The following is a 24,780-nucleotide window of genomic DNA, read 5'->3' on the forward strand; positions in this document are numbered from 1 at the left end:
ATGACCTTGTTTCACCACCATTTACCCCTCATGTGTATGATTGACGGCTCGGGGATTTTATGTCAGCGTCACTGACATAATCCGACGCAAGATCGGAACCAATCCGGCACCGTCGGCGTCTCGTGAAGACGCAGGAGGGACCACATGACGCATGATTTCATGTCTCATGGTACCGGGTCGCAGAGGGGGGGTGAACAAGCCCATGATCCTGCGAATGGCCCGGCCGCGCGCCTTAAGGATGTCAATCTCGACGACAAGTATGACCTGACCAAGGACCGCGTGTTCATCACCGGGACGCAGGCCATCGTGCGCCTCATGCTGATGCAGAAGGAGCGCGACCGGCGGGCGGGGCTGAACACGGCCGGTTTCGTGTCCGGCTATCGCGGCTCGCCCCTCGGCGGGCTCGATTTGCAATTCGCGCGCGCGGGGCGGCAGCTGAAGGCCGCGGACGTTGTCTTCCAGCCGGGTCTCAATGAGGATCTCGCGGCCACCGCCTGCTGGGGAACACAGCAGGCCGAGATGCGCGGCGACGGCAAGTTCGATGGCGTGTTCACGCTCTGGTATGGCAAGGGGCCGGGTGTCGACCGCTCCGGCGACGTGTTCCGCCATGCCAATATGGCCGGTACGTCGCGGAACGGGGGCGCGATCGCGCTGATGGGCGACGACCATACGGCCGAGAGCTCGACCGTGGCGCACCAGACCGAGTTCCTCTTCGTCGATACCATGATCCCGATCCTGAATCCGGCCGGCGTGCAGGAAATTCTCGACTACGGGCTCTACGGCTTCGCCATGAGCCGCTTCGCGGGCAGCTGGGTCGCGCTGAAGGGCGTGAAGGACACGGTGGAATCGACCGCGGTGGTGGATGCCTCGCTCGAGCGGCTCGGCATCGTGATCCCGCAGGATTTCGCCATGCCGCCGGGTGGACTGAATATCCGCCCCTTCGACAAGATTCTCGAGCAGGAAGCGCGCCTGCATGAGTTCAAGCGGGACGCGGCACTCGCGTTCCTTCGGGCCAATGGCCTCAACCGTATGATCACATCCGGTGGGCGTCATCCCAAGATCGGCATCGTCACGGTCGGCAAAAGCTATCTCGACGTGCGCCAGGCATTCGATGATCTCGGCATCGACGAGGTGCGCGCCAACGACCTCGGCATCCGTCTTTACAAGATCGCCTGCCCCTGGCCGATCGGCCGCCAGGAACTCGTCGATTTCGCCCGGGGGCTCGATCTCATCATCGTCGTCGAGGAGAAGCGCTCCCTCATCGAAGTACAGGTACGGGAAGAGCTTTACGGCTCCGCCAACCAGCCAATCTGCGTCGGCAAGAAGGACGAGGAGGGCCGGTGGCTGTTCCCGGTGAAGGGCGCTCTTGATCCCAACGACATCGCCATCGCGATCGGCGAACGTGTGCTGCGTTACCACCCCAGCGAAGAACTTGCCGCGCGTGTCGCACACATCCGCGACGCCCAGCGCATTCTCGCCGAGACGGCGGATGCCGGCACACGCACGCCGCATTTTTGCTCAGGCTGCCCGCATAACTCCTCCACCGTCGTGCCGGAGGGCATGCGCGCCTATGCCGGCATCGGCTGCCATTACATGGTGCAGTGGATGGACCGTTCCACGGACGGCGTCACCCAGATGGGCGGTGAGGGCGCCAACTGGGTCGGCGAGGCGCCGTTCTCCAAGCGCAAGCACGTCTTCCAGAATCTCGGCGACGGCACCTACCAGCATTCGGGCATCCTGGCGCTGCGTTTCGCCCTCGCGACCAAGACCAACGTGACTTATAAGATTCTCTTCAACGACGCGGTCGCCATGACCGGCGGCCAGCATGTGGAAGGCGACCTGACCGTCGACAGGGTGGCGGCGGAGGTGCGCGCCGAGGGGGTGAGCCGGATCGCCCTGGTTTCGGACGAACCCGACAAGTATCCCCCCTCGATGCATTGGCCGGTCGGCATGACCCGCCACCATCGCGACGATCTCGATGCGGTACAGCGGGAATTGGCCGAGGTGCCCGGCGTCTCGGTGCTGATCTACGACCAGACCTGCGCTGCCGAGAAGCGTCGGCGCCGCAAGAAGGGCACTTATCCCGATCCCGATCGGCGCGTCATCATCAACGAACTCGTCTGCGAGGGCTGTGGAGACTGCAGCGTCACCTCGAACTGCGTCTCGGTGCAGCCGCAGATGACGGAGTTCGGGCGCAAGCGGGTGATCGACCAGTCCACCTGCAACAAGGATTTTTCCTGCGTGAAGGGCTTCTGCCCGTCCTTCGTCTCGGTGCACGGGGCGACGCTCCGCAAGGCCGATTTGCCCTCGGCTGTCGCCCGAGACGATCTGGACGACGGCTGGGAAGCGCGTCTGCCGGAGCCCAACCGCCCGGCACTTGGTCATAAGCCCTACAATATCATCGTCACGGGTGTCGGTGGCTCCGGTGTCGTCACGATCGGTGCCCTGCTCGGCATGGCGGCGCATCTCGAGGGGCGCGGCTGCGGGATGATCGACATGGCGGGCCTCGCCCAGAAGGGTGGGGCGGTCTACAGCCATGTCAGGCTCGCGGCGGCGCCGGAGGATATCCACGCCATCCGCGTCTTCGCGGGCGAGGCGGACCTTGTCCTCGGTTGCGATCTCGTCGTGACGGGTTCGAAGAAGGTGTTGGCCGCCGTCGCGAAGGGCGAGACCGCCCTGATGGTGAACACCGCCGAGGTGCATCCAGGCGATTTCACCCGCAACGCCGACTATGTCCTGCCGGTTGAGCGCATCAGGCGCGCCATCGCCGAGGCGACGGGCGGGCGCGGGGCTTATTTCGTGGACGCCAATGCCATCGCGGTCGCCGTCCTCGGCAACTCTATCGCCGCGAACATGTTCATGCTGGGCTTCGCCTATCAGCATGGCAAGATACCAGTGTCGGCCGAGGCCGTTGAGAAGGCGATCACGCTCAACGGCGAGGCGGTAGCGATGAACCTCGCCGCCTTCCGCTGGGGCCGCCGGGCCGTTTGCGAGCCAGAATTCGTCGGCGCGCTGGTCGACAAGGCCCATGAGCCGACGCCTGTCCGCCATCTGTCACACACGCTGGACGAGATCATCGACCGGAGGATCGTCTTTCTCATCGGCTACCAGAACAATGCCTATGCGGCACGCTACGGGCGGTTAGTCGAACGGGTGAGGGTGCGGGAGGCCGAGGTCACGTCCTCCAAGACCCTCACGGAGGCGGTGGCCCGCTATCTCTTCAAGCTCATGGCCTATAAGGACGAGTATGAGGTGGCGCGTCTCTATAGCGATGGCAATTTCGCCCGACAGCTTGCCTCCACCTTCTCCGGCGACAAGATCCGGCTGGAATTCCATCTTGCGCCGCCGCTGCTCGCGCCGAAGGATGCGCATGGCCGTCCGCGCAAAATGACCTTCGGGGCATGGATGCTGCCGCTGTTCAAGGCGCTCGCCGCCTGCAAGGGTCTGCGCGGCACAGCCTTCGACCCCTTTGGCCGGACGGAGGAGCGGCGTATGGAACGCCAGCTCATCACCGACTACGAGACGCTTCTCGACGAAGTGCTCGAGAAGCTTGATGCCGGCAATCATGCGCTTGCCGTGGCGCTGGCATCCATCCCGGAGAAGATCCGTGGCTTCGGGCATATCAAGCAGAGGCATCTCGAAGCGGCAAAGCGGGAGGAGGCGGAATTGCTGGAGCGATTCCGTAAAGGGTTCCCGCCACTTGCCGTGGCAGCGGAATAGCCATTGGTGTGGTTGCCGTGATGCCTGGAGAATTCGTCAGATAAGTGTATTTTACAAGCATATATATGAAATTCTACTGCGTGAAATATATCAATATTATTGCCATATGTACTTATGGAATTAACATAAACTGCATTGCTTATTTGATGTGAATTCGTGATGTTTTTGCATGAATACGCGTCGAGGTGAGTCATGCAGGGTGGATTTGGATTCGTTTCATTTGACTTCGACCTTACTGTGACGAAGCAGCACACATGGATCGCATGCGGCATCCACACGCCGTTGTCGGAGGGTGATTCTCGGCTTGGTCTGATCAGGTTTCAGGACGGTTCGCTGCTTATCCGGTTGATCAATGCGCTTTGCAGCAAGGGGGTCGCCGTCTGCATAAACTCGCGCCAGTACGGATCGACGATTTTCTTCAGCCTCAAAACGCTTCGGGGCGGGCACAAATTGATCGCCGATTTCCACGGCTCGCGCTTTTTTATCTTCGGGCGGGAGAGTTTGCAGGTCTCCAAGGCGCAAGCCCTCACCGATGCGTTCGGTGCCGATGTCGGCGGTCTGCATTTTGATGACGATTCCGGGGAGAGCGGGGGCTTTGCCGGAAACCATCACTTCTGCCAGATGGAGGAGGGCACTGGTTTCTCGCTGGAGAGCTCAAGTAGCCTTATGCGTGGGCTCTCTGAAATTCCACTTCATTTCTCGGAATTGCTGACTATCGACGTTGCGCCCAGCCACGCGTCGCTGCGTCCACCGCCGGTCAAATATCCCAGTCTGGGTTCTGGCGCGGCGCGTTGGAAGACAAACCCGGTCGCTTCGCTATCGGCCTTCGTCAACGAACTCCGCACGTCGTTGATGCTGTCAGAGGAAGATCCGGCGGCCAAGCGTCGGGACATCGTATTCTAGCGACAGTCGCGCGCTCATCGGGGGCAACTTTGAGAAAAGAAACTGATATCGCAATGGTGCTGTGGCAGTTTGTCCAGTTGTCCGGCCTGCTCATTCGTCCGACGTGATCAGTGGCCATCGGAGTGTGTTGCTCCGATGGGCGACGCTTTTTTTGACGTCCCTGATGCGATCGAGTTAGTTGCGCTGGCGCCTGTGCAACCAAATCTTTGGTCCCGGGAGAAGCTATCGTGATTGACGGAGGATCGTTTGGACAAACCGGTTGCCACGGCATCACCCCGCCCCCTGGATCATCCGGCGATCAATCCGCGTCGCATTGGTGTGCTTATCGCCAATCTCGGTACGCCGGAGGCGACCGACTACTGGTCGATGCGCCGTTACCTCAAGGAATTCCTCTCGGACCGCCGTGTCATCGAGACGCCGCGTCTTTTGTGGTGGTTCATCCTGAACGGCATCGTCCTGACGACCCGTCCGGGCCGCAAGGGCAAGGACTACGAGACGATCTGGAACAAGGCGCTTAACGAGTCCCCGCTCAAGACAATCACGCGCTCGCAGGCCACGAAGCTGCAGGCGACGCTGTCGCAGCTCGATGATCGCATCGTGGTGGAATGGGGGATGCGCTACGGGCATCCCTCGATGAAGGCCGCACTGACGTCCCTCCAGGAGCAGGGCTGTGACCGGATTCTTCTGGTGCCCCTCTACCCGCAATATGCGGCGGCGACGACGGCGACCGCATGCGACAAGGCGTTCGAGGCCCTCATGCAGATGCGTTGGCAACCGAGCCTGCGCGTCGCGCCGCCCTACTACGACGATCCGGTCTACATCGAGGCTGCCGTTGCCGGACTGAGGCAGAGCATCGCGGCGCTGGATTTCGAGCCGGAGGTCATTCTCGCCTCCTTCCATGGCATTCCGAAAGAATACATGATGAAGGGCGATCCCTATCACTGCCAGTGCGTGAAGACCTGGCGGCTGATGCGGGAAGCCATGGGCCTCTCCGCTGACGCGTTCATGATGAGTTTCCAGTCGCGCTTCGGCCGCGCCGAGTGGCTGCAGCCCTATACCGATGCAACGGTGCAGGCGCTCGCCGAGCGCGGCGTCAAGCGGCTGGCCGTCGTCATGCCTGGTTTCTCCGTCGATTGCCTCGAGACCCTCGAGGAGATCGCGGGTGAGAATGGCGAGATCTTCCACCACCATGGCGGCGAGAAATTCGCGGCCATTCCTTGTCTCAATGACTCGCCCGAGGGCATGAAGGTCATCAGCCACGTCGCGATCCGGGAGCTGCAGGGCTGGATCGGGCCCTCCGCCGGCTAGGGCCGGTTAGAAAAGGTGCGCTCGGCGTAGAGCGTCATCAGCGCCGGTGTCGGCTGGCGATGATCGTCGGGGAAACAAGGTGTTCTCCGAAACCCTTTGCTCAGCATGAGCGGTGATGACTACTTCCGCGTGCATATCATCGCTTGTGCGCGGAAAACGTTTGGCCGACACTCCTTCGGGATAGTCTCGAAGGGGATCACCATGCCGTTGCTCGGCTCCGATATTCTTGTCATTGCCTTGATTGCTTTGCTCATCCTCACCGTCGTGCTGGGCGTGAGGACGGTACCGCAGGGTTACAACTATACCGTCGTGCGTTTCGGCCGTTATTCACGGTCTCTGGGGCCGGGCCTTGGCCTCATCATCCCCTACGCCGAATCCATCGGTCACCGCGTGAACATGATGGAGCAGGTGCTGGATATTCCGAGCCAGGAAGGTATCACGCGCGACAACGCAGCCGTGACCGTCGACGCGGTCGCGTTCTATCAGGTGCTGGATGCGGCACGTGCTTCCTACGCAGTCTCCAACCTCTCGCAGGCGATCCTCACCTTGACGATGACCAACATCCGCACGGTTGTCGGTTCGTTGGACCTCGACGGGCTCCTGTCCCATCGCGACCAGATCAACGAGAGGCTGCTCAAGGTGGTCGACGCGGCTGCCTCGCCCTGGGGGGTCAAGGTCACGCGCGTCGAGATCAAGGATATCGAGCCGCCCGTTGATCTGGCCGACGCCATGGCGCGGCAGATGAAGGCGGAGCGCGAGAAGCGGGCCGCCGTGCTGGAAGCCGAAGGGCAGCGGCAGGCCGAGATCCTGCGCGCCGAGGGCCAGAAGCAGGCTCAGGTGCTGGCTGCGGAGGGCCGGCGCGACGCCGCGTTCCGGGAAGCGGAGGGCCGCGAGCGGCAGGCGGAGGCGGAGGCGCGGGCCACAACGATGATCAGCGACGCGATCAGCCGCGGGGATCTGGCCGCCGCCAATTTTCTCGTCGCCGAGAAATATATCGACGTGCTGAAGGCACTCGCGTCCGCGCCCAATCAGAAGGTGATGGTCCTGCCGATCGAGGCGGCAGGGCTGCTCGGCACTTTGGGTGGTCTCTCGGAGATCACCAAGAGCGTGTTCACCGAAGAAGCTCCCGCTCCGATGCGGCGCAGGATCGGCGAGGTGCCGATGTAGAGTGGTGGACAATGTGGAACAGGCGGGGCGACCCGACGCTATTCCGTGTTCTCCTGGAAGGAGGCCGCCGGGCCCGCCGCTCAGCGGACCGGGCCTCAGGCCTTGATGACGGTTTTGGCCGGCGGATATTGAGATGGATCAGGCGCAAGCTGCATCCCTGCCGCCCATGCCCGCTTACCAAATGTTAACCCTAACGACCTAGCCTTCCATTAACCATGCGAAGGCGGCGCAGGCATTTGTTGTCTTCGTCTTTTGTCGGCTCGCGCGCATGTCCCGTCTCATGCAGCGACGAGCGCTTGATCTTGGTGTGTGATTGGCTCCGATTTCTTCGAGTGACCACGATCGCACAGCCTCTGATCGCGACGACCATTGCTCTCGCCGGTCTGCCGACCACGGGGTGGGCGCAGGGTATTGATGCCAGCGACGCGCCTTTCCAGCTCCTGCGCGGCAGCTCCGGACCGTTCGTGCTGCCGCCACCCTCGTCGGAACAGATCGCGCCGTTCCTCGACCCTTCGCCCATGTTGATGAACAACCGCGATCTCGGCTCCGGCCCATTGCAGGCGTCGAGCTTCACCAACACGCGCCGCCCAACGACGCTAACCAACCCCTCGGTCCATGAGCGTGTCTATGCGGATCTCAACGCATCGGCCGCAGGATCCACGCCCACACCCAGACGAAGGCGCTCGCAGGCGATAGACCCTTATGAGCAACTCGGCCTGATGCTCGGCGGGCTCAAGTTGCTGCCGGCGGTCGAGGCCGATGTCGGTTATGACAGCAATCCGCGGCGTATCGCCACCGGGGTGAAGGGCTCCACCCTGGTGCGCACCATGGCGGAACTTAAGCTCCAGTCGGAATGGGTGCGCCATTCGCTGACCGGCACGCTGCGCGGTTCCTATGATGCGTTTCCCGGCATGACCGATGTGAACAGGCCGGCGGGGGAGGGGCGCGTCAACCTGCGCGTCGATGTGCTGCGCGGAACGCAGATCGAGAGTGAAGGACGCTATTCCGTCACCACGCAGCAGCCCGGCAACCCCAACCTGCCGAATGGGGTCGTCAACCAGCCGATCACATCTAGCTTCGGCGGCACGCTCGGGCTCGTGCACACCTTCAACCGCGTTACGGTCGGGCTTTATGGCGACGTGGATCGCAGCACCTATGGCAATGCGAAACTCGCCGATGGAACGTCACTGAGCCAGGATGACCGCAACTACACGCAATATGCCGTCCGTCTGCGGACGGGATATGAGCTCAGCGCCTTCTTCACGCCTTTTATCGAGGGACGGCTCGACAAGCGTCGCTATGACGAGCATTTCGACAGCTCGGGCTATGCGCGCAACTCGAACGGAATTGGCGCGCGCATCGGCACGGCCATCAATATCTCGGGTTCGCTCACCGGTGAGGTCGCCGCCGGGCTGGAACATCGAGTCTATGACGATCCGCGCCTGGCCGATCTCAACGGCCCCATTGGTGAGGCCTCGCTCGTCTGGACGGCGACCCCCCTGACCAAGCTGCGCCTCAGGGCGAGCAGCACCATCGGGGAGACGTCCGTCGTCGGATCGAGCGGCGTGATCGTGACCCAGGCCGGGGCGGAGGTGGAGCACGCGCTCAGGCGCAACCTCACGGTGACTGGCGCGCTCGCCTTCTCCAACAACAATTACCAGGATGTCTATCTGCGTGAAAACGGGATGACGGGTTCGGTCCGGCTCGACTGGAAGTTGACCCGCACTCTGGCGTTCCGTGCGAGCTTCACGCACGAGAGGCTGGACAGCACTTCGCCCGGCTCTGACTACACCGCGAATATTTTCCTCGTGGGGCTGCGTCTCCAACGCTGATGGCGCGGCGGCGGATCGCCAACAAATCGTCCGATGTCAACGGAATCGAAAGGATCTCAGGCGACCACTGGAGGTGAGTGGAACGAGAGTTGGTTCACCATCCCAGTTGGAGCATCGTAATGGCGTTTCGTGCAGGTCGGGACCGACGTTTGACGGGGCGCGTCGTTGCTTGGCCGGGCCTGCATGTCGCGGTCGTTGTTCTCGGCGGCCTCGCCCAGGTATCCTGCTCCTCGGATAGCTATTTGACGACATCATCGATTAGCCCGGCCGCCAGCGCGCCGACCACCGCGACCCGCCTTTCGCGACCGACCGTGACCACGCAGGAGGCGACCGCGGTGCCATCCGCGTCTTTCGGTTCATTCTCCAACGATGTTTGGGAGAGCGCGAAGGCACGCGGTGTTTCCCGGCGCACCTTCGATCGCGCCTTTGCGGGCCTGACGCCCGATCCCAAGGTGATCGCGCTCACGAAGAAGCAATCCGAATTCGTGAAGCCGGTGTGGGAGTATCTTGGCTCCGCCGTGTCCGAGCAGCGTCTGGAGCGTGGCGGACGCGCCGTGACTGAGTCCGCCGCCACCCTCACCAAGGTCGAAGCCGCCTATGGCGTCGATCGCCGTGTGGTCGCTGGCGTGTGGGGCATGGAAACCAACTTCGGATCCTATATGGGGTCCAACGACGTCATCCGCTCGCTGGCGACGCTGGCGCACGCGAACTATCGCGGCGATTTCTTCCGTGGCGAGCTGGTCACGGCGCTGGTTATCCTCGAGCAGGGCCATATCGATCGTGACGGAATGGTTGGCTCCTGGGCCGGGGCCATGGGCCAGACCCAGTTCATGCCGTCGAGCTTCATGACCTACGCCGTGGACTTCACGGGCGATGGTCGGCGCGATATCTGGACGTCGACCCCGGACGCGCTCGCGTCAACCGCCAACTATCTCAAGAAGCACGGCTGGGAAACCGGCTTGCCCTGGGGCTTCGAGGTCAAGGTGCCGAAGGGTTTGACCTATGGCGCAGGCAACCAGAGTTTCGCGGCCTGGTCGCAGGCGGGCGTGCGGCGCATGGACGGGCGGGCGATGCCCGCCCAAGGCGAGGCGCGCATCCTCATGCCGGCGGGCGCACGCGGGCCTGCCTTCCTCGTCACGAAGAATTTCAACGTCATCAAGCGTTACAACAATTCCGACTCGTACGCGCTCGGTGTGGCCCATCTCGGCGATCGCCTTTATGGCGGCGCGCCGATCCAGGCACCCTGGCCGACTGACGACCTTCCGCTCGATCGGATGCAGAGCGTCGAGCTGCAAAAGCACTTGGCGGCGCATGGCTATGATGTCGGTGAGCCCGACGGCAAGCTCGGCTCGCAGACACGGGCCGCCATCGCCTCCTATCAGGAGCGGATGGGCCTGCCCGCCGATGGTTATCCCAGCGTCACGCTTCTCGAGCGCCTGCGTCGGGGTGGCAACGGCCGCGCGACTTGAACCAGGCAACCGAGGCCTTGCGCAAAATGTGATCGTGCGATGCGCGGGTATCGAGCGTAAGCTCTGTCTGTCAGGTATGTGTCCCAGCATCGGCGAGCCGTTGCGGTATCGGGCGGTGTCATCTTCATCACCCGCCCGCTGCGGATTGCTTGCTACTGATCAACCAGAAGGATCCTGAGAGTACCTTCGCTAAGGGAAGAGCTGCGCGATGCATCTCAAGCTGCGACGTCGAGTGATCCTGGGGGCCTCTTTCGTCCTCGTCGCTGTGTTCGGGGTCTCGCTGCTGGCATCCGCGCTGGCTGTGCTGTCGACACCGGCTGTGGCGCAGGCCGACCCGCTGACGCGCTTCCTCGATGGTATCTTCAAGCAGCAGCGTCCGCAGCCTCAGCAGGTTGCACCGCGCCGGCAGCCACAACGGGCGCCGGCCCGGGCAGCCCGGCCACGCCGCGCTCCCGCGCCCGCGCCCGTCGTCGTGCGTGACCAACCGCAGGAGGCGAAGCCGGCTGCCGACACCTTCATCCTCGTAATGGGTGATTTCTTCGCCGAATCCCTGGCGGATGGCTTGAAGGATGCCTTTGCGGAGATGCCGACGATCGAAGTCTCGCGCAACGTCCGTCCCAACTCCGGTCTGGTCCGCGATGATCATTTCGATTGGCCAAAAGCCGCGCGTGAGCGTCTCGCGGATGGAGCGCCCCTGACGATCGGGGTGATCATGATCGGTGCGAATGACAGGCAGGATATCCGTGACGGTGGCGCCTCAGTGGAATTCGGGACGGATCGCTGGCGGGAGCTTTACGGCACGCGCATCGATGCTGTGGAAGCCGCCTTCGCCGCGAAGCAGATCCCCTTGATCTGGGTTGGCATGCCGCCGATGCAGGCCGCGCGCTACGCGGCGGATGTCTTGAGCCTCAACGCACTGATACGCGAGCGTGCCATCAAGGCCGACAGCCACTATGTTGATCTGTGGGAAGGCTTTTCCAACGATGACAACCGTTTTACGGCCTCCGGCCCCGATATCAACGGGCAGCAGGTTCGGTTGCGCAACGCGAATGGCATCAATTTCACCGATGCCGGCGCCCGCAAGGCAGCGCATTTCGTGGAACTCGAGATCCGCCGGCTTCTGACTGAACGCAACAGCGCGACGGTTCTGGCCCTGCCGCCCAGCGGCGCGCCGACCGACGCAGCGCCCGACCAGCCGCCCGTGAAGAGCGGCGATGCGCTGGCATCTGCCTTCCCGGCGCTGCCCGAGCAGCCGGGGGGGCTCGTCCTGCAGCCGCCACGCCCCATCGCCGGTCCCATCCTGCCGTTGACCCGGCGGGAAATGGCGGCGGGTGGCCAGCTCGCGCGGGCACGTCCGGCCCTATCGGGCTATTCGGGACAACTGATTGAACGCGTCTATGGTATGGGCCGCGTGCCGGAACCGCGCGTCGGGCGCGCGGACGATTTTCACTGGCCTGAGGCTGAGGCCGACAGCCCGTAGGCCAAGGCACTCCATTCCACCAGCAGGGAAGGCCGCCTCGCAGAGAAGCGGCTCATCCAAGGCGGATGGGCTCCAAGGCGGATGAGCTTCATGCCGCTCAGCGCGGCAGGATGCTCGTGCCCATCAGGAACTCGTCGATCGCCCGCGCGGCCTGGCGGCCTTCGCGAATGGCCCAGACCACCAGGGACTGGCCGCGGCGCATGTCGCCGGCCGCGAAGACCTTGTCCCGTGATGTGCGATAGGCTTCCGTATCGGCCTGCACATTGCCGCGCCTGTCCACCGACACGCCGGACTGCTCCACGAGGCCGGCCGAGAGTGGACCGGCAAAGCCGATGGCGATGAAGACGAGATCCGCCTTCAGGATGAATTCTGCCCCGGCGATGGGCTGCCGGCGTTCATCAACGCGCACGCAAGCAACACCCGTGAGCTTGCCCTTCTTGCCGACGAGCCCAAGGGTCGCGGCCTGGAACTCCCGCTCGGCGCCCTCCGCCTGGCTCGACGACGTGCGAAGCTTGGTGGGCCAGTAGGGCCAGATGGCGAGCTTGTCCTCGATCAGCGGAGGCTTCGGGCGGATGTCGAGCTGGGTGACCGACAAGGCGCCCTGACGGAAGGCCGTGCCCACACAGTCGGAAGCGGTGTCGCCGCCGCCGATGACGACGACATGCTTGCCCGCCGCCAGGATCGGCTCGTCATGGACGATCTCCTGTCCGTTGCGACGGTTCTGCTGCACGAGATAAGGCATGGCGTAGTGCACGCCCTCGAGCTCCTGGCCCGGCAGCTTCGGATCACGCGGCGCTTCCGCGCCTCCGGACATCAACACGGCGTCGAACTCCTGTTCGAGTTCGGCGAAACCCTTGTCGACGCCGATGTTGACGCCGTAGTGGAAGACGACACCCTCGGCTTCCATCTGCACCACGCGGCGGTCGATATGGTGCTTCTCCATCTTGAAGTCGGGGATGCCGTAGCGCAGCAGGCCGCCCGCCTTGGGCTCGCGCTCGAAGACATGGACGGCATGGCCGACACGGGCGAGTTGTTGGGCCGCCGCGAGACCGGCCGGACCCGAGCCGATGACGGCTATACGGCGACCTGTGGCGATGCCCGCGATCTCCGGCTTTATCCAGCCGTTTTCCCAGGCCTTGTCGGCGATGGTTTGCTCGACGTTCTTGATGGTGACCGGCACGTTTTCCAGGTTCAGCGTGCAGGCTTCCTCGCAGGGCGCGGGGCAGATCCTGCCGGTGAATTCCGGAAAATTGTTGGTCGAATGCAGGTTGCGCGCGGCTTCTTCCCAGTCCCCGGCGAAGACCAGATCGTTCCAGTCGGGGATCTGGTTGTGCACCGGGCAGCCTGTCGGCCCGTGGCAGAAGGGGATGCCGCAGTCCATGCAGCGCGCCGCCTGCCGCGTGACATCCTTGTCGTCGAGCGGCAGCGTGAACTCTCTGAAGTGGCGAATGCGATCGCCGGCAAGCTGATACTTCGGCTCCTGCCGGTCGAATTCTAGGAAACCCGTGACCTTACCCATCGTCCTGTCCAGCTTCTGCCCCGTCATGGCCGGGCTTGACCCGGCCATCTCGATCGGAAGGCGCAATTCTCGTGTCGGGATCCCCGGGACAAGCCCGGGGATGACGTCGTGGAGAAGAAAACGACTACTCCGCAGCCTGCAGAGTGCGAGCCCGCTCCATCTCGCGGATGGCGCGCCGGTATTCGACCGGCATCACCTTCACGAAGCGGGTGCGGTAGTCAGCCCAGTTGTCGAGGATCGTCTGCGCCCGTGTGGAGCCGGTGTAGTCACGGTGGTTGACGATGAGCTGCATCAGCCGCTCTTCATCATGCCGCGACAGATCGCCCAGATCGATCCGTCCCTTGGTCTCGAGATCGCCACCATGATGATGGAGGCGCTCAAGCAGGTCTTCCTCTTCCTCAACCGGTTCGAGATCGACCATCGAGAGATTGCAGCGCTTGGCGAAGGACCCGTCCTCGTCGAGCACATAGGCGATGCCGCCGGACATGCCGGCCGCGAAGTTGCGGCCGGTCTGGCCGATGACCGCGACCACGCCGCCGGTCATGTATTCGCAGCCGTGGTCGCCGGTGCCCTCGACGACGGCGACCGCGCCGGAGTTGCGGACGGCGAAACGCTCGCCGGCCACGCCGCGGAAGTAGCACTCGCCGGCGGTCGCGCCATACAGCACCGTGTTGCCGACGATGATCGAACGCTCCGCGACGATCTTTGTTTCCGCCGGCGGGTGGATGATCAGCTTGCCGCCGGACAGGCCCTTGCCGACGTAGTCGTTGGCTTCGCCTTCGAGCTTCAGCGTCACGCCCGGCGCCAGGAAGGCGCCGAAGCTCTGGCCGGCCGTGCCCTTTAGATTGACCGTGATGGTGTCGTCAGGGAGGCCGTCATGGCCGTGGCGCTTGGCGATCTCACCAGAAAGCATGGCACCGGTCGTCCGGTCCACGTTTCTTATGGTATGCGACAGCGTCACTGTCTCTCCGGAGGCAAGCGCGGGCTCCGCTTCTCGGATCAGCTTGAGATCGAGGATATCGTCGATCGGGTGCTTCTGGCGCTCGGCATGCCGGGTCGCGATCTCAGGCCCGACCGCGGGCTGGTGGAACAGCCTGCTGAAGTCGAGGCCCTTCGACTTCCAGTGGCTCAACGCCTCCGTCTTGTCGAGGATTTCGGTGCGGCCCACGAGCTCTTCGATCCGGCGCACGCCGATCTCGGCCATGCGCTCGCGCACGTCCTCCGCGACGAAGAAGAAGTAGTTGATCACGTGCTCCGGCAGGCCCTTGAAACGCTTGCGCAGCACCGGGTCCTGCGTCGCCACCCCGACGGGGCAGGTGTTGAGATGGCATTTGCGCATCATGATGCAGCCTGCCGCGATCAGCGGGGCTGTCGAGAAGCCGAACTCGTCGGCGCCGAGGAGGGCGCCGACGACGACGTCCCGACCGGTACGGAGACCGCCGTCGACCTGCAGCACCACGCGCCCACGCAGATTTGAAAGCACGAGGGTCTGCTGGGTCTCGGCGAGGCCGATTTCCCAGGGCGAGCCAGCGTGCTTCAGCGAGGTGAGGGGGCTCGCGCCCGTCCCGCCGTCGTAGCCGGAGATCGTGATATGGTCGGCGCGCGCCTTGGCGACGCCGGCGGCGACGGTGCCGACGCCGACTTCTGACACGAGCTTGACCGAGACATCCGCGGCCGGATTGACGTTCTTCAGGTCGAAGATCAGCTGGGCGAGATCCTCGATCGAATAGATGTCATGGTGCGGGGGCGGGGAGATCAGGCCGACGCCCGGCGTGGAGTGGCGCACCTTGGCGATGATCGCGTCGACCTTGTGGCCGGGCAGCTGTCCGCCCTCGCCGGGCTTGGCACCCTGCGCCACCTTGATCTGCATCACGTCCGAATTGACGAGATAATGCGCGGTGACGCCGAAACGCCCCGATGCAACCTGCTTGATGGCGGATCGCCGCGAGCGGCCGTCCGGCATCGGCAGGAAGCGCTCCGGTTCCTCGCCGCCTTCGCCGGTGTTCGACTTGCCGCCGAAGGAGTTCATGGCGATTGCCAGCGTCTCGTGTGCCTCGCGCGAGATCGATCCGAAGGACATCGCCCCGGTCGTAAAGCGCTTGACGATCTCGGACGCGGGTTCGACCTCGTCGAGCGGAACCGGCTCATTCCCCAGTTCACGCGCGGTCTTTATGCGAAAGAGGCCGCGAATGCTGGTGGCGTGATTGCCCTGTTCGTCGATGAGCTTGGCGAATTCCTGGTAGCGCTCGCGGGCATTGTGGCGCACGGCATGCTGCAGCGTCGCCACCGTGTCTGGCGTCCAGACATGCGCCTCGCCGCGCAGGCGATAGGCATATTCGCCGCCCACGTCGAGGGCCGTGCGGTAGATCGGAGCATCGCCGAAGGCATCGCGATGCCGCAGCACTGTTTCCTCGGCGATTTCGCTGAGCCCGACGCCCTCGATGCTGGTCGCGGTACCGAAGAAATACTGCTCGATGAAGTCGCTCTTCAATCCAACGGCGTCGAAGATCTGCGCACCGCAATAGGATTGATAGGTCGATATTCCCATCTTCGACATAACCTTGAGAAGGCCCTTGTCGATCGACTTGATGTAGCGCTTGACGATTTCGTAGGCATCGACCTCTTCGGGGAAGTCGAGGGCTTCGTGCATCGACAAGAGCGTCTCGAAGGCGAGATAGGGATTGATCGCTTCCGCGCCATAGCCTGCAAGGCAGGCGAAGTGGTGCACCTCGCGCGGCTCACCGGTTTCCAGCACAAGACCGACCGAGGTCCTGAGCCCCTTGCGGATGAGGTGGTGATGCACCGCCGCTGTCGCGAGGAGAACCGGAATGGCGATCCGGTCCGGCCCGATCATGCGGTCGGACAGGATGATGATGTTGTAGCCGCCGTGAACAGCCGCCTCGGCGCGCTCGCACAGCCGCCCGAGCGCACCTTCGAGGCCGGCCGCGCCCTGCAGGGCCGGGAAAGTGATGTCCAGCGTCTTGGTGTCGAACCTGTCCTCGTAGTGGCCGATGCAGCGGATCTTCTCGAGGTCTTCATTCGTGAGGATCGGCTGGCGCACTTCGAGCCGCTTGCGGCGCGAGGTGCCCTCCAGGTCGAGAATGTTCGGCCGTGGCCCGATGAAGGACACGAGCGACATCACGAGCTCCTCGCGGATCGGATCGATCGGCGGGTTCGTCACCTGGGCGAAATTCTGCTTGAAATAAGTGTACAGCAGCTTGGACTTCGCCGACAGCGCCGAGATCGGCGTGTCGGTGCCCATGGAGCCCACCGCTTCCTGGCCGGTGACGGCCATGGGCGGCAGCAGAAGCTTGATGTCTTCCTGCGTGTAGCCGAAGGCCTGCTGGCGATCGATCAGGCTGACATCCGTGCGGGATTCGCGCGCCTGCACGGGCGGCAGCTCCTCGAGCACGATCTGTGTGCGCTCCAGCCACTCGCCGTAGGGATGGCGGGTGCTCAGCTCCTGCTTGATCTCCTCGTCGGAGATGATGCGGCCCTTTTCGAGGTCGATGAGCAGCATGCGGCCCGGCTGCAGGCGCCACTTCTCGACGATCTTCTCTTCCGGGATGGGAAGAACGCCCATTTCGGACGCGCCGACCACCAGATCTTCGTCGGTCACGAAATAGCGGGCCGGCCTCAGGCCGTTGCGGTCGAGGGTTGCGCCGAGCTGACGACCGTCGGTGAAGCAGATGGCGGCAGGGCCATCCCACGGCTCCATCAGGGCCGCGTGATACTCATAGAAATGCCGCCGCTCCTCGCTCATGAGCGGGTTGCCGGCCCAGGCCTCGGGCACGAGCATCATCATGGCGTGGGTGAGCGAATAGCCGCCCTGCACCAGGAACTCGAGCGCGTTGTCGAAACAGGCGGTGTCGGACTGGCCCTCGTAGGAGATTGGCCAGAGCTTGGCGATGTCGTTGCCGAACAGCTCCGAGTCGACCGAAGCCTGCCGCGCCGCCATCCAATTGACGTTGCCGCGCACCGTGTTGATCTCGCCGTTATGCGCCACCATGCGGTAGGGGTGGGCGAGCGACCAGGTCGGGAAGGTGTTCGTCGCGAAGCGCTGGTGCACCAGGGCGATCGCCGACTGGAAGCGCGGGTCATTCAGGTCGGCGTAGTAGTCACCGAGCTGGGTAGCGAGCAGCATGCCCTTATAGACGAGGGTGCGCGACGACAGGCTGACCACGTAGTAGCCGGCCGTGCTCGCGTCCTTCATGTCGTAAATGGCGTTGGAAATCACCTTGCGGGCGATGAACAGCCGCCGCTCGAACTCGTCCTGGTCCGCGATGTCGGCGCCGTGGCCGACGATGATCTGGCGATGCAGCGGCTCGGTCGGCTTGACGGTCTCGCCAAGGCCGGAGTTGTCAACGGGCACGTTGCGCCAGCCGAGGAACGAGAGGCCTTCCTCGGTGATCAGACGCTCGACGATTTCCGTGACAAGGCGGAAGCCTTCCGTGTCACGCGGCATGAAGAGATGGCCGACGGCGTATTCGCCGGGCTCCGGCAACGTGATGCCGAGCCGCGCACATTCTTCCTGAAAGAACAGATGGGGGATCTGAACCAGCATGCCGCAGCCGTCGCCGGCCTTCGGGTCAGCGCCGACGGCGCCGCGGTGGTCAAGATTCCTGAGGATCGACAGGCCGTGCTGTACGATCGCGTGGCTCTTGCGGTTCTTCATGTCCACTGCGAACCCGACGCCGCACGCATCGTGTTCGTTGCGCGGATCATAAAGGCCCTGCGCTGCCGGCATGCCGTGATCGGCGGCCGACCGCGCTTGGTTCAGTGGCCACTTGGGAGTATCGCCCCCACGAAGTCTGTATTCGTTTACCATCGAGACTTCCTCCCTCGACACTGCGTTCACGCGCAGGACGACTTGAAACCCACTATAAGCCACATCTGGCCCAGGGGGACTCAAGCCATCGACTTTCGGGAGGTCCGGTCGCGCTGCGCGCCGCGTCCGCACCTCGGCGGGCGGCGACGAAACGTCGAGAGCCCGCTAGCCGCGCGCGATGCGCGTAGCCGCTTTCTGGTCTCGTTTCGTTTTTACCGACCGTGCCATCGTCAAACCATCAACCGTTGCGTTTCGCCCCCAGAGATAGGGCGCAATGGGACAGTATCGCTGTCCTAACTCAGCGGAACATGCCAGATTTTTTTTCGCCGCACAAGCGCCCAATTGCGCCCGCTCGCATACAAAGTTCTCCTATCGGCCCCAGGAACGAAATTTTGTGACCCTTGGCGTGCGTGTCGCGGAATGATCATTCGTTGGCGTTCATTCCAAACTAGGTTTGCTGCGACCGCCTTCGGGGTGCTTTTGGCCATCGGCTCCGCGTTGCTATGGTGCGAAGGCAGGGCGTTCAGGAGAGAAGAATCGTGAATTTTGGCAGTGACAACGTAGCGGGGGCGAGCCGCCGTGTTCTTGAAGCGCTGGTCGAAGCCAACCAAGGCGCAGCAAGCGGTTATGGCACGGATGCCTTGACCGCCCGGGTCACCGCCCGGCTGTCCGCGATCTTTGAACGGGATGTTGAGGTCTTTCTGGTGACCACTGGAACAGCCGCCAACGCGCTCAGTCTTGCCGCGATGACTGACCCGTGGGGCGCGGTGCTGTGCCATGCCGAGGCCCATGTCGCGACGGATGAATGCGGAGCGCCCGAGTTCTTCACCGGCGGGGCGAAGCTCATCGGTCTTCCGGGTCTCTGCGGCAAGATGACGCCGACGACCGTCGAGGCCGCCCTGAACGGCGGGCATGCCCCACCGCCTCACGCCGTCGTGCCCCAGGCGCTGTCGCTGACGCAGGCGACCGAGGTGGGGACCGCGTACACGGCCGGAGAGATCGCCGAGATCGCCGGGATCGCCCATGCCCATGGCCTTGGCGTGCATATGGACGGTGCGCGCTTCGCCAATGCCTTGCTGCGTCTCGACGGGACTGCGGCTGAGATCACCTGGAAGGCCGGTATCGACATTATGTCCTTTGGCGCCACAAAGAATGGCTGCATTGGTGTCGAGGCCATCATCGTCTTCGACCGCGCCAGGGCAAGCCATCTCGCGGAGCGTCGCAAGCGCTCCGGCCATCTCCTGTCCAAAGGGCGCTTCCTGGCCGCGCAGCTCGATGCCTATCTCTCCGATGACCATTGGCTCGATCTCGCACGTCAGGCCAACGCGATGGCGGACCGGCTGGCGGATGGTCTTGCGGCGCGCGGTGCGCGAATCGCCTTGCCTGTGCAGGGCAACGAGGTTTTTGCGGTTCTTCCGCGACCGATGCACGACGCGCTGCGGGCCAAGGGAGCGATCTACTATCGCTGGGCGGGAACAAGCGTACCGCCGGATCAGGCGCCGCAAGGCGATGAAGTGCTCGTGCGGCTGGTGACGTCTTTCGCCACCACCGCCGACGAAGTCGACCTGTTCCTCGCGGCGGCCGATCATCGTGAATAAACTATAAAGGCGCCGTACAGGTGCCTTAATCAATTCTAGAATCTGGGCGGATTGTCAGTATCGAGCGAGGCTAAATATGCCGGGCCAGAGCACTGCCCAGCCGACCCTCCCTTCCGCGCAGCCCGCGGCCTTTTCTGTGTGGCCATTGCGCGCGCACCCAATTTGCATCAAGCAATTTGGCAAGCGGCGATTAGACAAGATGATCGCCTTTCTGGCCCCGACGGCCATTGTGACCGGTCTGTCGCTGGCAGCCGGCATCCTGCCTGCCTCCGCCCAGTATTACTACGACAGGCCACCCGGCTATGACGTGCCCATTCCTCCCGCGCCGGTGCCTGAAGCGCCCTGGGCGCGCCGCCCGTGGGCTCCCCCGCCTGGCGCCTATGCGGACGACGGCATACCCCGCCGCGCCGTCGAGGCCATGATTGCGCGGCAGGGATATTCCCTTGAATCGCCTCTGCGACGCCGTGGTGACGTCTATGTCGCCGATGTCATGGACCGTCGGGGCACTATTTTGCGCCTCACGGTCGACGCCTATGACGGAGGCATCGTCAGCCGTCGGGTCATCGCCGAGGTCGTGCCGGACTGGGATGAGCGACCGAGGCCACAGACGCGCTGGAGTGAGCCGGGGTGGGATGATGGAGACGGAGGACGCGGCTACGACAGCCGGGACAGCGGCGATCGTTACGCGACGCGCGAACCGGAGCCGCGGGTCATCCCGGCGCCTCCGATGCCGAAGGGAATAGCGCCCAGGGCCGCCGCGCCGAAGATCCCTGTTCCGCCGGCGCGGCCCTCGGAACTGCAGTCGGACGCCCGGGGGGGTAGGGGTGAAGAACCGGCCGCCGTGCCGCCCGTTGCTCAGGCCAACCCCACGCCGACAGCCTCCGCTCCCGTGACGAGGTCCGAGCCGGCTCCGCCGGAGCCTGTCGATATTGATCCGCCCGATCTGCCGGACGTAGGGCCGCCGTCATTCTGATCGGCCGTTCTGATTCGCATGGCGCGGCTGCCCGGCCACGGGCTGTTGGGCCAAGCAAAAAAGGCGCCTCTGTGAGGCGCCTTGCAGTTTGGAGGTCCATGTAGTTGGAGGTCCCAACAGGCGGAAGGAGAAAAGCCATCTGCCTGTCTGGCGTCGGACGCGCGGTCCGACGCCGATAAGAATTACGCGGCCCCCAAAATTACGCGGCGACTTTAGGCTGCTCGATCACCTTGGGCTCGACGGATTTGGCCGTCTGCGAGGAGATCGGGATGAAGCGCGGCTTCTTGGCTTCCGGAATCTCGCGTACGAGATCGACGTGAAGGAGTCCGTGCTCAAGGATCGCGCCCTTGACGAGGACATGGTCGGCGAGCTGGAAGCGGCGCTCGAAGGAGCGAGCGGCAATGCCCTGATAGAGGACATCTGGCTTCTGTTCACCGTCCGCAACCTTCTTCTCGCCACGGATGGAGAGGGTGTTCTCCTTCACCTCGATGCTGAGGTCTTCATCCGTGAAGCCCGCGACAGCGACCGAGACGCGATAGTCGTTCTCGCCGGTCCGCTCGATGTTATAGGGCGGATAGGTCGACGCGCTGTCGACGCCCGACGCCTGGTCGAGCAACGAGAAAAGCCGGTCAAAGCCGACGGTGGAACGATAGAGGGGGGCAAAATCAAACTGACGCATAGCATATCCTCCTAAGAAGCGACATGCGGAGCACCCGCCGATATGGCCGGGTGTCGCTGGTAATGCAGCCGTTATCGGCCTGCATGACAAGGATTTGGGAAGGACGTTCTGGCATTTCAAGGGCTCTTTCGAGCTCTATCGTGGCCAGGTTCGCAAGCGCGCGGTAAAATAGCGATATCAGTAGGATACGGCTTGGTCTTGGTTGTTGAGAGGGTCGCCGTGGAGCTTTTTGCTACACCCGATAATGCTGTTCCGACCGGCGCTGTCGTCACGACCGTGCCGACGATGGACGGCGTGAACTTGCGCGTGGCGCGCTGGGCGCCGCGCGGACGCAAGCGGCCACGCGGCACCGTCCTCATTCTGCAGGGGCGGGCTGAATTTATCGAGAAATACTTCGAGACGGTCGCGGATCTGACACGGCGCGGCTTTGTCGTCGTGGCGTTCGACTGGCGCGGGCAGGGGGGATCCGACCATCAACTCGCGAACCATCGCAAGGGCCATATCTCCTCGTTCAAGCGATACCGGCGCGATCTGGACGCCGTGATCCACGAGATGCTCCTCGTCCACTGCCCGGCGCCCTATTTCGCCCTCGCACATTCGATGGGGGCCGCGATCCTCTTCGAGGCGCTGAGTTCCGGCGAGAATCGTTTTGAACGGACAGTGGCGCTTGCGCCCATGCTGGCGATTGCGCGCATCAAGCATCCGGGCGTGGTGCGCACCCTCGCGGAGTGGCTTGGGGGCTTAGGGCTTTCCCGCTGGTTCATCCCCGGTGGCGGCGCGACACCGCTTGGAACGAAACCCTTTCTCGACAATCGCCTGACGTCCGATCCCGTCCGCTACGCGCGGAACGCGGGTGTGGTCGCGGCCGTGCCTGAACTCGGGCTCGGTGATCCCACGATCGGCTGGGTACGCGCCGCATTCCGCTTCATGGCGGGCCTGAATACGCGCAAGAAGGCCGAGGCGATCACCGCCCAGGTGCTCGTGATCGCCGGCGGCGCCGACCCCGTGGTTTCAACGGCGGCGATCGAACGGTTCAGCCTTTATCTCAAATCAGGCCATGCGATCGTGCTGCCCGGGGCCCGCCATGAGCTTCTCATGGAACGGGACGATATTCGCGAGACCGTTTGGGCCGCGTTTGATGCTTTCGTCCCCGGCTCCGAGGGAACCGGGCCATTGAGCTCTCAGGCCGACAATAGCGACAGCGCCGCCGCGTGAACGCGCGCGTCGCCGGCGACGACGACACTGCCGCCGGCGGTGACGGGACCGCCCTGCCAGTCCGTGACGATGCCGCCGGCACCCGTGATGATGGGAATGAGGGGGATGATATCGCAGGGTTTCAGGCCGGCCTCGATGACCAGATCGATATGGCCGGCGGCGACCATGCAATAGGCATAGCAGTCGTAGCCATAGCGGTTCAGCCGGCAGGCCTCTTCCACACGCTTGTAGGCCGCCAGCGTCTCGCCCTTGAACATATGGGGCGAGGTGGTGGAGATCGTCGCCTCGGCGAGGCTTGCACAGGCGCGCGTCTTGAGCGCGCGGTCGCCCGCCGGTCCGTGATAGCGGGCGCCTTGCCCGTCGCCGACGAAGCGCTCTCCCGTGAAAGGCTGGTGCATGAGCCCATAAACCGGTTGGCCCTTGTGCTTCAGCCCGATCAGCGTTCCCCATAGCGGCAGGCCTGAGATGAAGGCTTTGGTTCCGTCTATTGGGTCGAGCACCCAGACATAGTGGGCATCGGCCGCTTCCTCGCCGAATTCCTCGCCGGAAATGCCGTGGGCGGGAAAGGTGGACTTGATCATCTGCCGCATGACAGCCTCCGCGGCACGGTCTGCTTCCGTCACGGGGTCGAAGTCGCGCCCGTCGGACTTGTCGTCCGCGCGAATCGCGGAGCGGAAGAACGGCATGATCACTTGGCCCGAGCGGCTGGCGAGATCATCGGTAAAGCGGGCTATGTCGACGACGGTCATTCCTGCGCCTCTGTCGGCTGGATCTTGAGGGCTCACTATCGCCGGTGCGAGACCGGGATGTTAGTCAGACGTTGAATTTCTAGCCGTTTTTGGGGGGAGAAAGCTCGCAACAGACGGATACGACCCGGCGTTTAACAAGCTAAGCCTAAGTCAGTGAATTCTTTTTTTAAGGATGTGCGCAAAAGTTTCAACAAGGCACTTGTTTTTTGTGCGGTGCGGTGGCATGTTGTTGCAGTGCGGTACGGCAGCTGAGGTTGCTGTCCCGCTGCCCTCCTTGGGCGTTTCCTCCCTAGACTTGGGCCGCGCACGCAAGTGGGCGGCCTTTTTTCTTGCCCACCAGTATCTCGCGCAAAGTGTCTTGCGCATATCTCTCGTTCGCAAGTGCCGTGCGTGAAGCGGCAGGAGCTTCGGAAGCGGGCTTCTATTCGGCCGCGATGGCGCGGGGCGCGAGATCGTCCGGCAGCGCCGCCAACACCTTGATCAAGACCTGCTTCAAGTCCGTGGCGACCCTCTCGAAATCGCTGGAGCGCTCCAAGGTCCGCTCGTTCATGTAGAGCGCCCGGTTCGTCTCGATCTGGAGGGCATGGCGCCCGGCATTGGGCTCGCCGTAGTGCTCGGTGATGAACCCGCCCGCATAGGGCTTGTTGCGCACGACGCGATAGCCGCGTGTGCGCAGTTCCTGCTCGACACGTTGCGTGACGCCGCTCGCGCAGCTCGTGCCGTAACGGTCTCCGAGGACGAAATCAGCCCGCAACGGCTCCTCGCGCGAGGCGCCAACCGAAGGCATGGAGTGGCAATCCACGAGGAGCACGCTGCCAAACTGCCGCATGGTCCGCGCCATCAGCTGCCGCAGGGTGCGATGGTAGGGCTTGTAGAGCCACTCGATGCGCCGCAGGGCCTCACTGACGGCAAGTTTCTCCCGATAGATCTCCTGGCCGTCGCCCACGATGCGGGGCACAGTGCCGAGGCCGCCGGCGACGCGCAGCGAACGCGTGTTGGCGAACGGGGGCAGCCGTCCCTCGAACATGCGCGGGTCGAGTTCGTAGGGCTCGCGATTCACATCCAGATAGGCTCGCGGAAAGCTGGCGGTCAGCAGCGGCGCGCCGAGGTCGACCGCGGCGCCGAAGAGAGCATCGACGTGCGTGTCCTCGGAGCGGCGCAGGCTGAACGGATCAAGGCGCGCCGTCGCAAGAAAGGCTTTGGGATAGACGCGGCCGGAATGAGGGGCGTTGAAGACCGCAGACACGGTCTGCGCCTTCGGCTCCATGACCTGAAAGGGCGATTCGAATTCCGGCTCGACAGGGTAAGACATGCCAACAATCAATTGTTAGGTCAGAAGA

The 24,780-nt window shown here is 63.6% G+C and carries 15 protein-coding genes; 10 read left to right on the plus strand and 5 right to left on the minus strand.

Annotated elements, in window-relative coordinates; genetic code table 11:
• Nucleotides 1-144 precede the first annotated feature (144 nt).
• The 7 genes from KIO74_RS20490 to KIO74_RS20520 all read left to right on the plus strand — a co-directional run bounded on the left by KIO74_RS20490 (nt 145) and on the right by KIO74_RS20520 (nt 11,879).
• The gene (locus tag KIO74_RS20490; RefSeq protein ID WP_249731089.1) at nt 145-3,720 is read left to right on the plus strand and encodes an indolepyruvate ferredoxin oxidoreductase family protein; all 3,576 of its coding nucleotides are present in this window, start codon (nt 145-147) and stop codon (nt 3,718-3,720) included.
• 192 nt (nt 3,721-3,912) lie between these two features.
• Nucleotides 3,913-4,623 (plus strand): hypothetical protein, encoded by a 711-nt coding sequence (locus KIO74_RS20495; RefSeq protein ID WP_213333672.1) that lies wholly within the window; start codon nt 3,913-3,915, stop codon nt 4,621-4,623.
• 246 nt (nt 4,624-4,869) lie between these two features.
• Nucleotides 4,870-5,931, plus strand: a complete 1,062-nt coding sequence (hemH, locus tag KIO74_RS20500; RefSeq protein WP_249731090.1) for a ferrochelatase — start codon at nt 4,870-4,872, stop codon at nt 5,929-5,931.
• A 201-nt stretch (nt 5,932-6,132) separates the two neighbouring features.
• Nucleotides 6,133-7,098: an SPFH domain-containing protein gene (locus KIO74_RS20505; protein ID WP_213333674.1), complete on the plus strand. Its 966-nt coding sequence runs from the start codon at nt 6,133-6,135 to the stop codon at nt 7,096-7,098.
• Nucleotides 7,099-7,430: 332 nt separating this feature from the next.
• Nucleotides 7,431-8,930: an outer membrane beta-barrel protein gene (locus KIO74_RS20510; protein WP_213333675.1), complete on the plus strand. Its 1,500-nt coding sequence runs from the start codon at nt 7,431-7,433 to the stop codon at nt 8,928-8,930.
• 119 nt (nt 8,931-9,049) lie between these two features.
• Nucleotides 9,050-10,399 carry a lytic murein transglycosylase gene (locus KIO74_RS20515; RefSeq protein WP_213333676.1) on the plus strand — a complete coding sequence of 450 codons (1,350 nt, stop codon included), beginning with the start codon at nt 9,050-9,052 and terminating at the stop codon, nt 10,397-10,399.
• Nucleotides 10,400-10,607: 208 nt separating this feature from the next.
• Complete coding sequence (locus KIO74_RS20520) at nt 10,608-11,879, plus strand: SGNH/GDSL hydrolase family protein (RefSeq protein WP_213333677.1); 1,272 nt, start codon at nt 10,608-10,610, stop codon at nt 11,877-11,879.
• A 97-nt stretch (nt 11,880-11,976) separates the two neighbouring features.
• On the opposite strand, the gene KIO74_RS20525 is transcribed toward KIO74_RS20520, so the two are convergent.
• On the minus strand, nt 11,977-13,398 hold the full coding sequence (locus tag KIO74_RS20525; protein ID WP_213333678.1) for a glutamate synthase subunit beta: 1,422 nt from the start codon (nt 13,396-13,398) through the stop codon (nt 11,977-11,979).
• A gap of 124 nt (nt 13,399-13,522) precedes the next feature.
• Nucleotides 13,523-18,145 (minus strand): glutamate synthase large subunit, encoded by a 4,623-nt coding sequence (gltB, locus tag KIO74_RS20530; RefSeq protein ID WP_249731091.1) that lies wholly within the window; start codon nt 18,143-18,145, stop codon nt 13,523-13,525.
• 620 nt (nt 18,146-18,765) lie between these two features.
• On the opposite strand from gltB, the gene KIO74_RS20535 reads away from it, so the two are divergent.
• Both KIO74_RS20535 and KIO74_RS20540 read left to right on the plus strand, forming a co-directional pair.
• Nucleotides 18,766-19,824, plus strand: a complete 1,059-nt coding sequence (locus tag KIO74_RS20535) for a threonine aldolase family protein (RefSeq protein ID WP_213333680.1) — start codon at nt 18,766-18,768, stop codon at nt 19,822-19,824.
• 199 nt (nt 19,825-20,023) lie between these two features.
• Nucleotides 20,024-20,797 carry a hypothetical protein gene (locus KIO74_RS20540; RefSeq protein ID WP_213333681.1) on the plus strand — a complete coding sequence of 258 codons (774 nt, stop codon included), beginning with the start codon at nt 20,024-20,026 and terminating at the stop codon, nt 20,795-20,797.
• Between the two features lie 199 nt (nt 20,798-20,996).
• Here KIO74_RS20540 and KIO74_RS20545 read toward each other — a convergent pair whose 3' ends face one another.
• On the minus strand, nt 20,997-21,476 hold the full coding sequence (locus KIO74_RS20545; protein WP_213333682.1) for an Hsp20 family protein: 480 nt from the start codon (nt 21,474-21,476) through the stop codon (nt 20,997-20,999).
• A gap of 192 nt (nt 21,477-21,668) precedes the next feature.
• Between KIO74_RS20545 and KIO74_RS20550 the strand changes: the two genes are divergently transcribed.
• Complete coding sequence (locus tag KIO74_RS20550; protein WP_249731093.1) at nt 21,669-22,691, plus strand: alpha/beta fold hydrolase; 1,023 nt, start codon at nt 21,669-21,671, stop codon at nt 22,689-22,691.
• Here the strand turns inward: KIO74_RS20550 and hisN are convergent.
• Together hisN and KIO74_RS20560 are read right to left on the minus strand one after the other, a co-directional pair.
• Nucleotides 22,658-23,440, minus strand: coding sequence for a histidinol-phosphatase (hisN, locus tag KIO74_RS20555; RefSeq protein WP_213333683.1), 783 nt, complete (start codon nt 23,438-23,440; stop codon nt 22,658-22,660). The two genes, KIO74_RS20550 and hisN, sit on opposite strands and share 34 nt — an antisense overlap.
• 421 nt (nt 23,441-23,861) lie before the next feature.
• Complete coding sequence (locus tag KIO74_RS20560; protein ID WP_213333684.1) at nt 23,862-24,752, minus strand: N-formylglutamate amidohydrolase; 891 nt, start codon at nt 24,750-24,752, stop codon at nt 23,862-23,864.
• Nucleotides 24,753-24,780 lie beyond the last annotated feature (28 nt).

This window comes from Chelatococcus sp. HY11 (genome assembly GCF_018398335.1).
Lineage (GTDB): Bacteria > Pseudomonadota > Alphaproteobacteria > Rhizobiales > Beijerinckiaceae > Chelatococcus.

Bases quoted from the DNA above. Each gene is read 5' to 3' on its own strand.
- KIO74_RS20545 (WP_213333682.1), bottom strand. From the start codon at position 21,476: ATGCGTCAGTTTGATTTTGCCCCCCTCTATCGTTCCACCGTCGGCTTT.
- hisN (WP_213333683.1), bottom strand. From the start codon at position 23,440: ATGACCGTCGTCGACATAGCCCGCTTTACCGATGATCTCGCCAGCCGC.
- KIO74_RS20495 (WP_213333672.1), top strand. From the start codon at position 3,913: ATGCAGGGTGGATTTGGATTCGTTTCATTTGACTTCGACCTTACTGTG.
- KIO74_RS20525 (WP_213333678.1), bottom strand. From the start codon at position 13,398: ATGGGTAAGGTCACGGGTTTCCTAGAATTCGACCGGCAGGAGCCGAAG.
- KIO74_RS20540 (WP_213333681.1), top strand. From the start codon at position 20,024: ATGATCGCCTTTCTGGCCCCGACGGCCATTGTGACCGGTCTGTCGCTG.
- KIO74_RS20515 (WP_213333676.1), top strand. From the start codon at position 9,050: ATGGCGTTTCGTGCAGGTCGGGACCGACGTTTGACGGGGCGCGTCGTT.
- KIO74_RS20520 (WP_213333677.1), top strand. From the start codon at position 10,608: ATGCATCTCAAGCTGCGACGTCGAGTGATCCTGGGGGCCTCTTTCGTC.
- KIO74_RS20560 (WP_213333684.1), bottom strand. From the start codon at position 24,752: ATGTCTTACCCTGTCGAGCCGGAATTCGAATCGCCCTTTCAGGTCATG.
- KIO74_RS20490 (WP_249731089.1), top strand. From the start codon at position 145: ATGACGCATGATTTCATGTCTCATGGTACCGGGTCGCAGAGGGGGGGT.
- KIO74_RS20505 (WP_213333674.1), top strand. From the start codon at position 6,133: ATGCCGTTGCTCGGCTCCGATATTCTTGTCATTGCCTTGATTGCTTTG.
- gltB (WP_249731091.1), bottom strand. From the start codon at position 18,145: ATGCCGGCAGCGCAGGGCCTTTATGATCCGCGCAACGAACACGATGCG.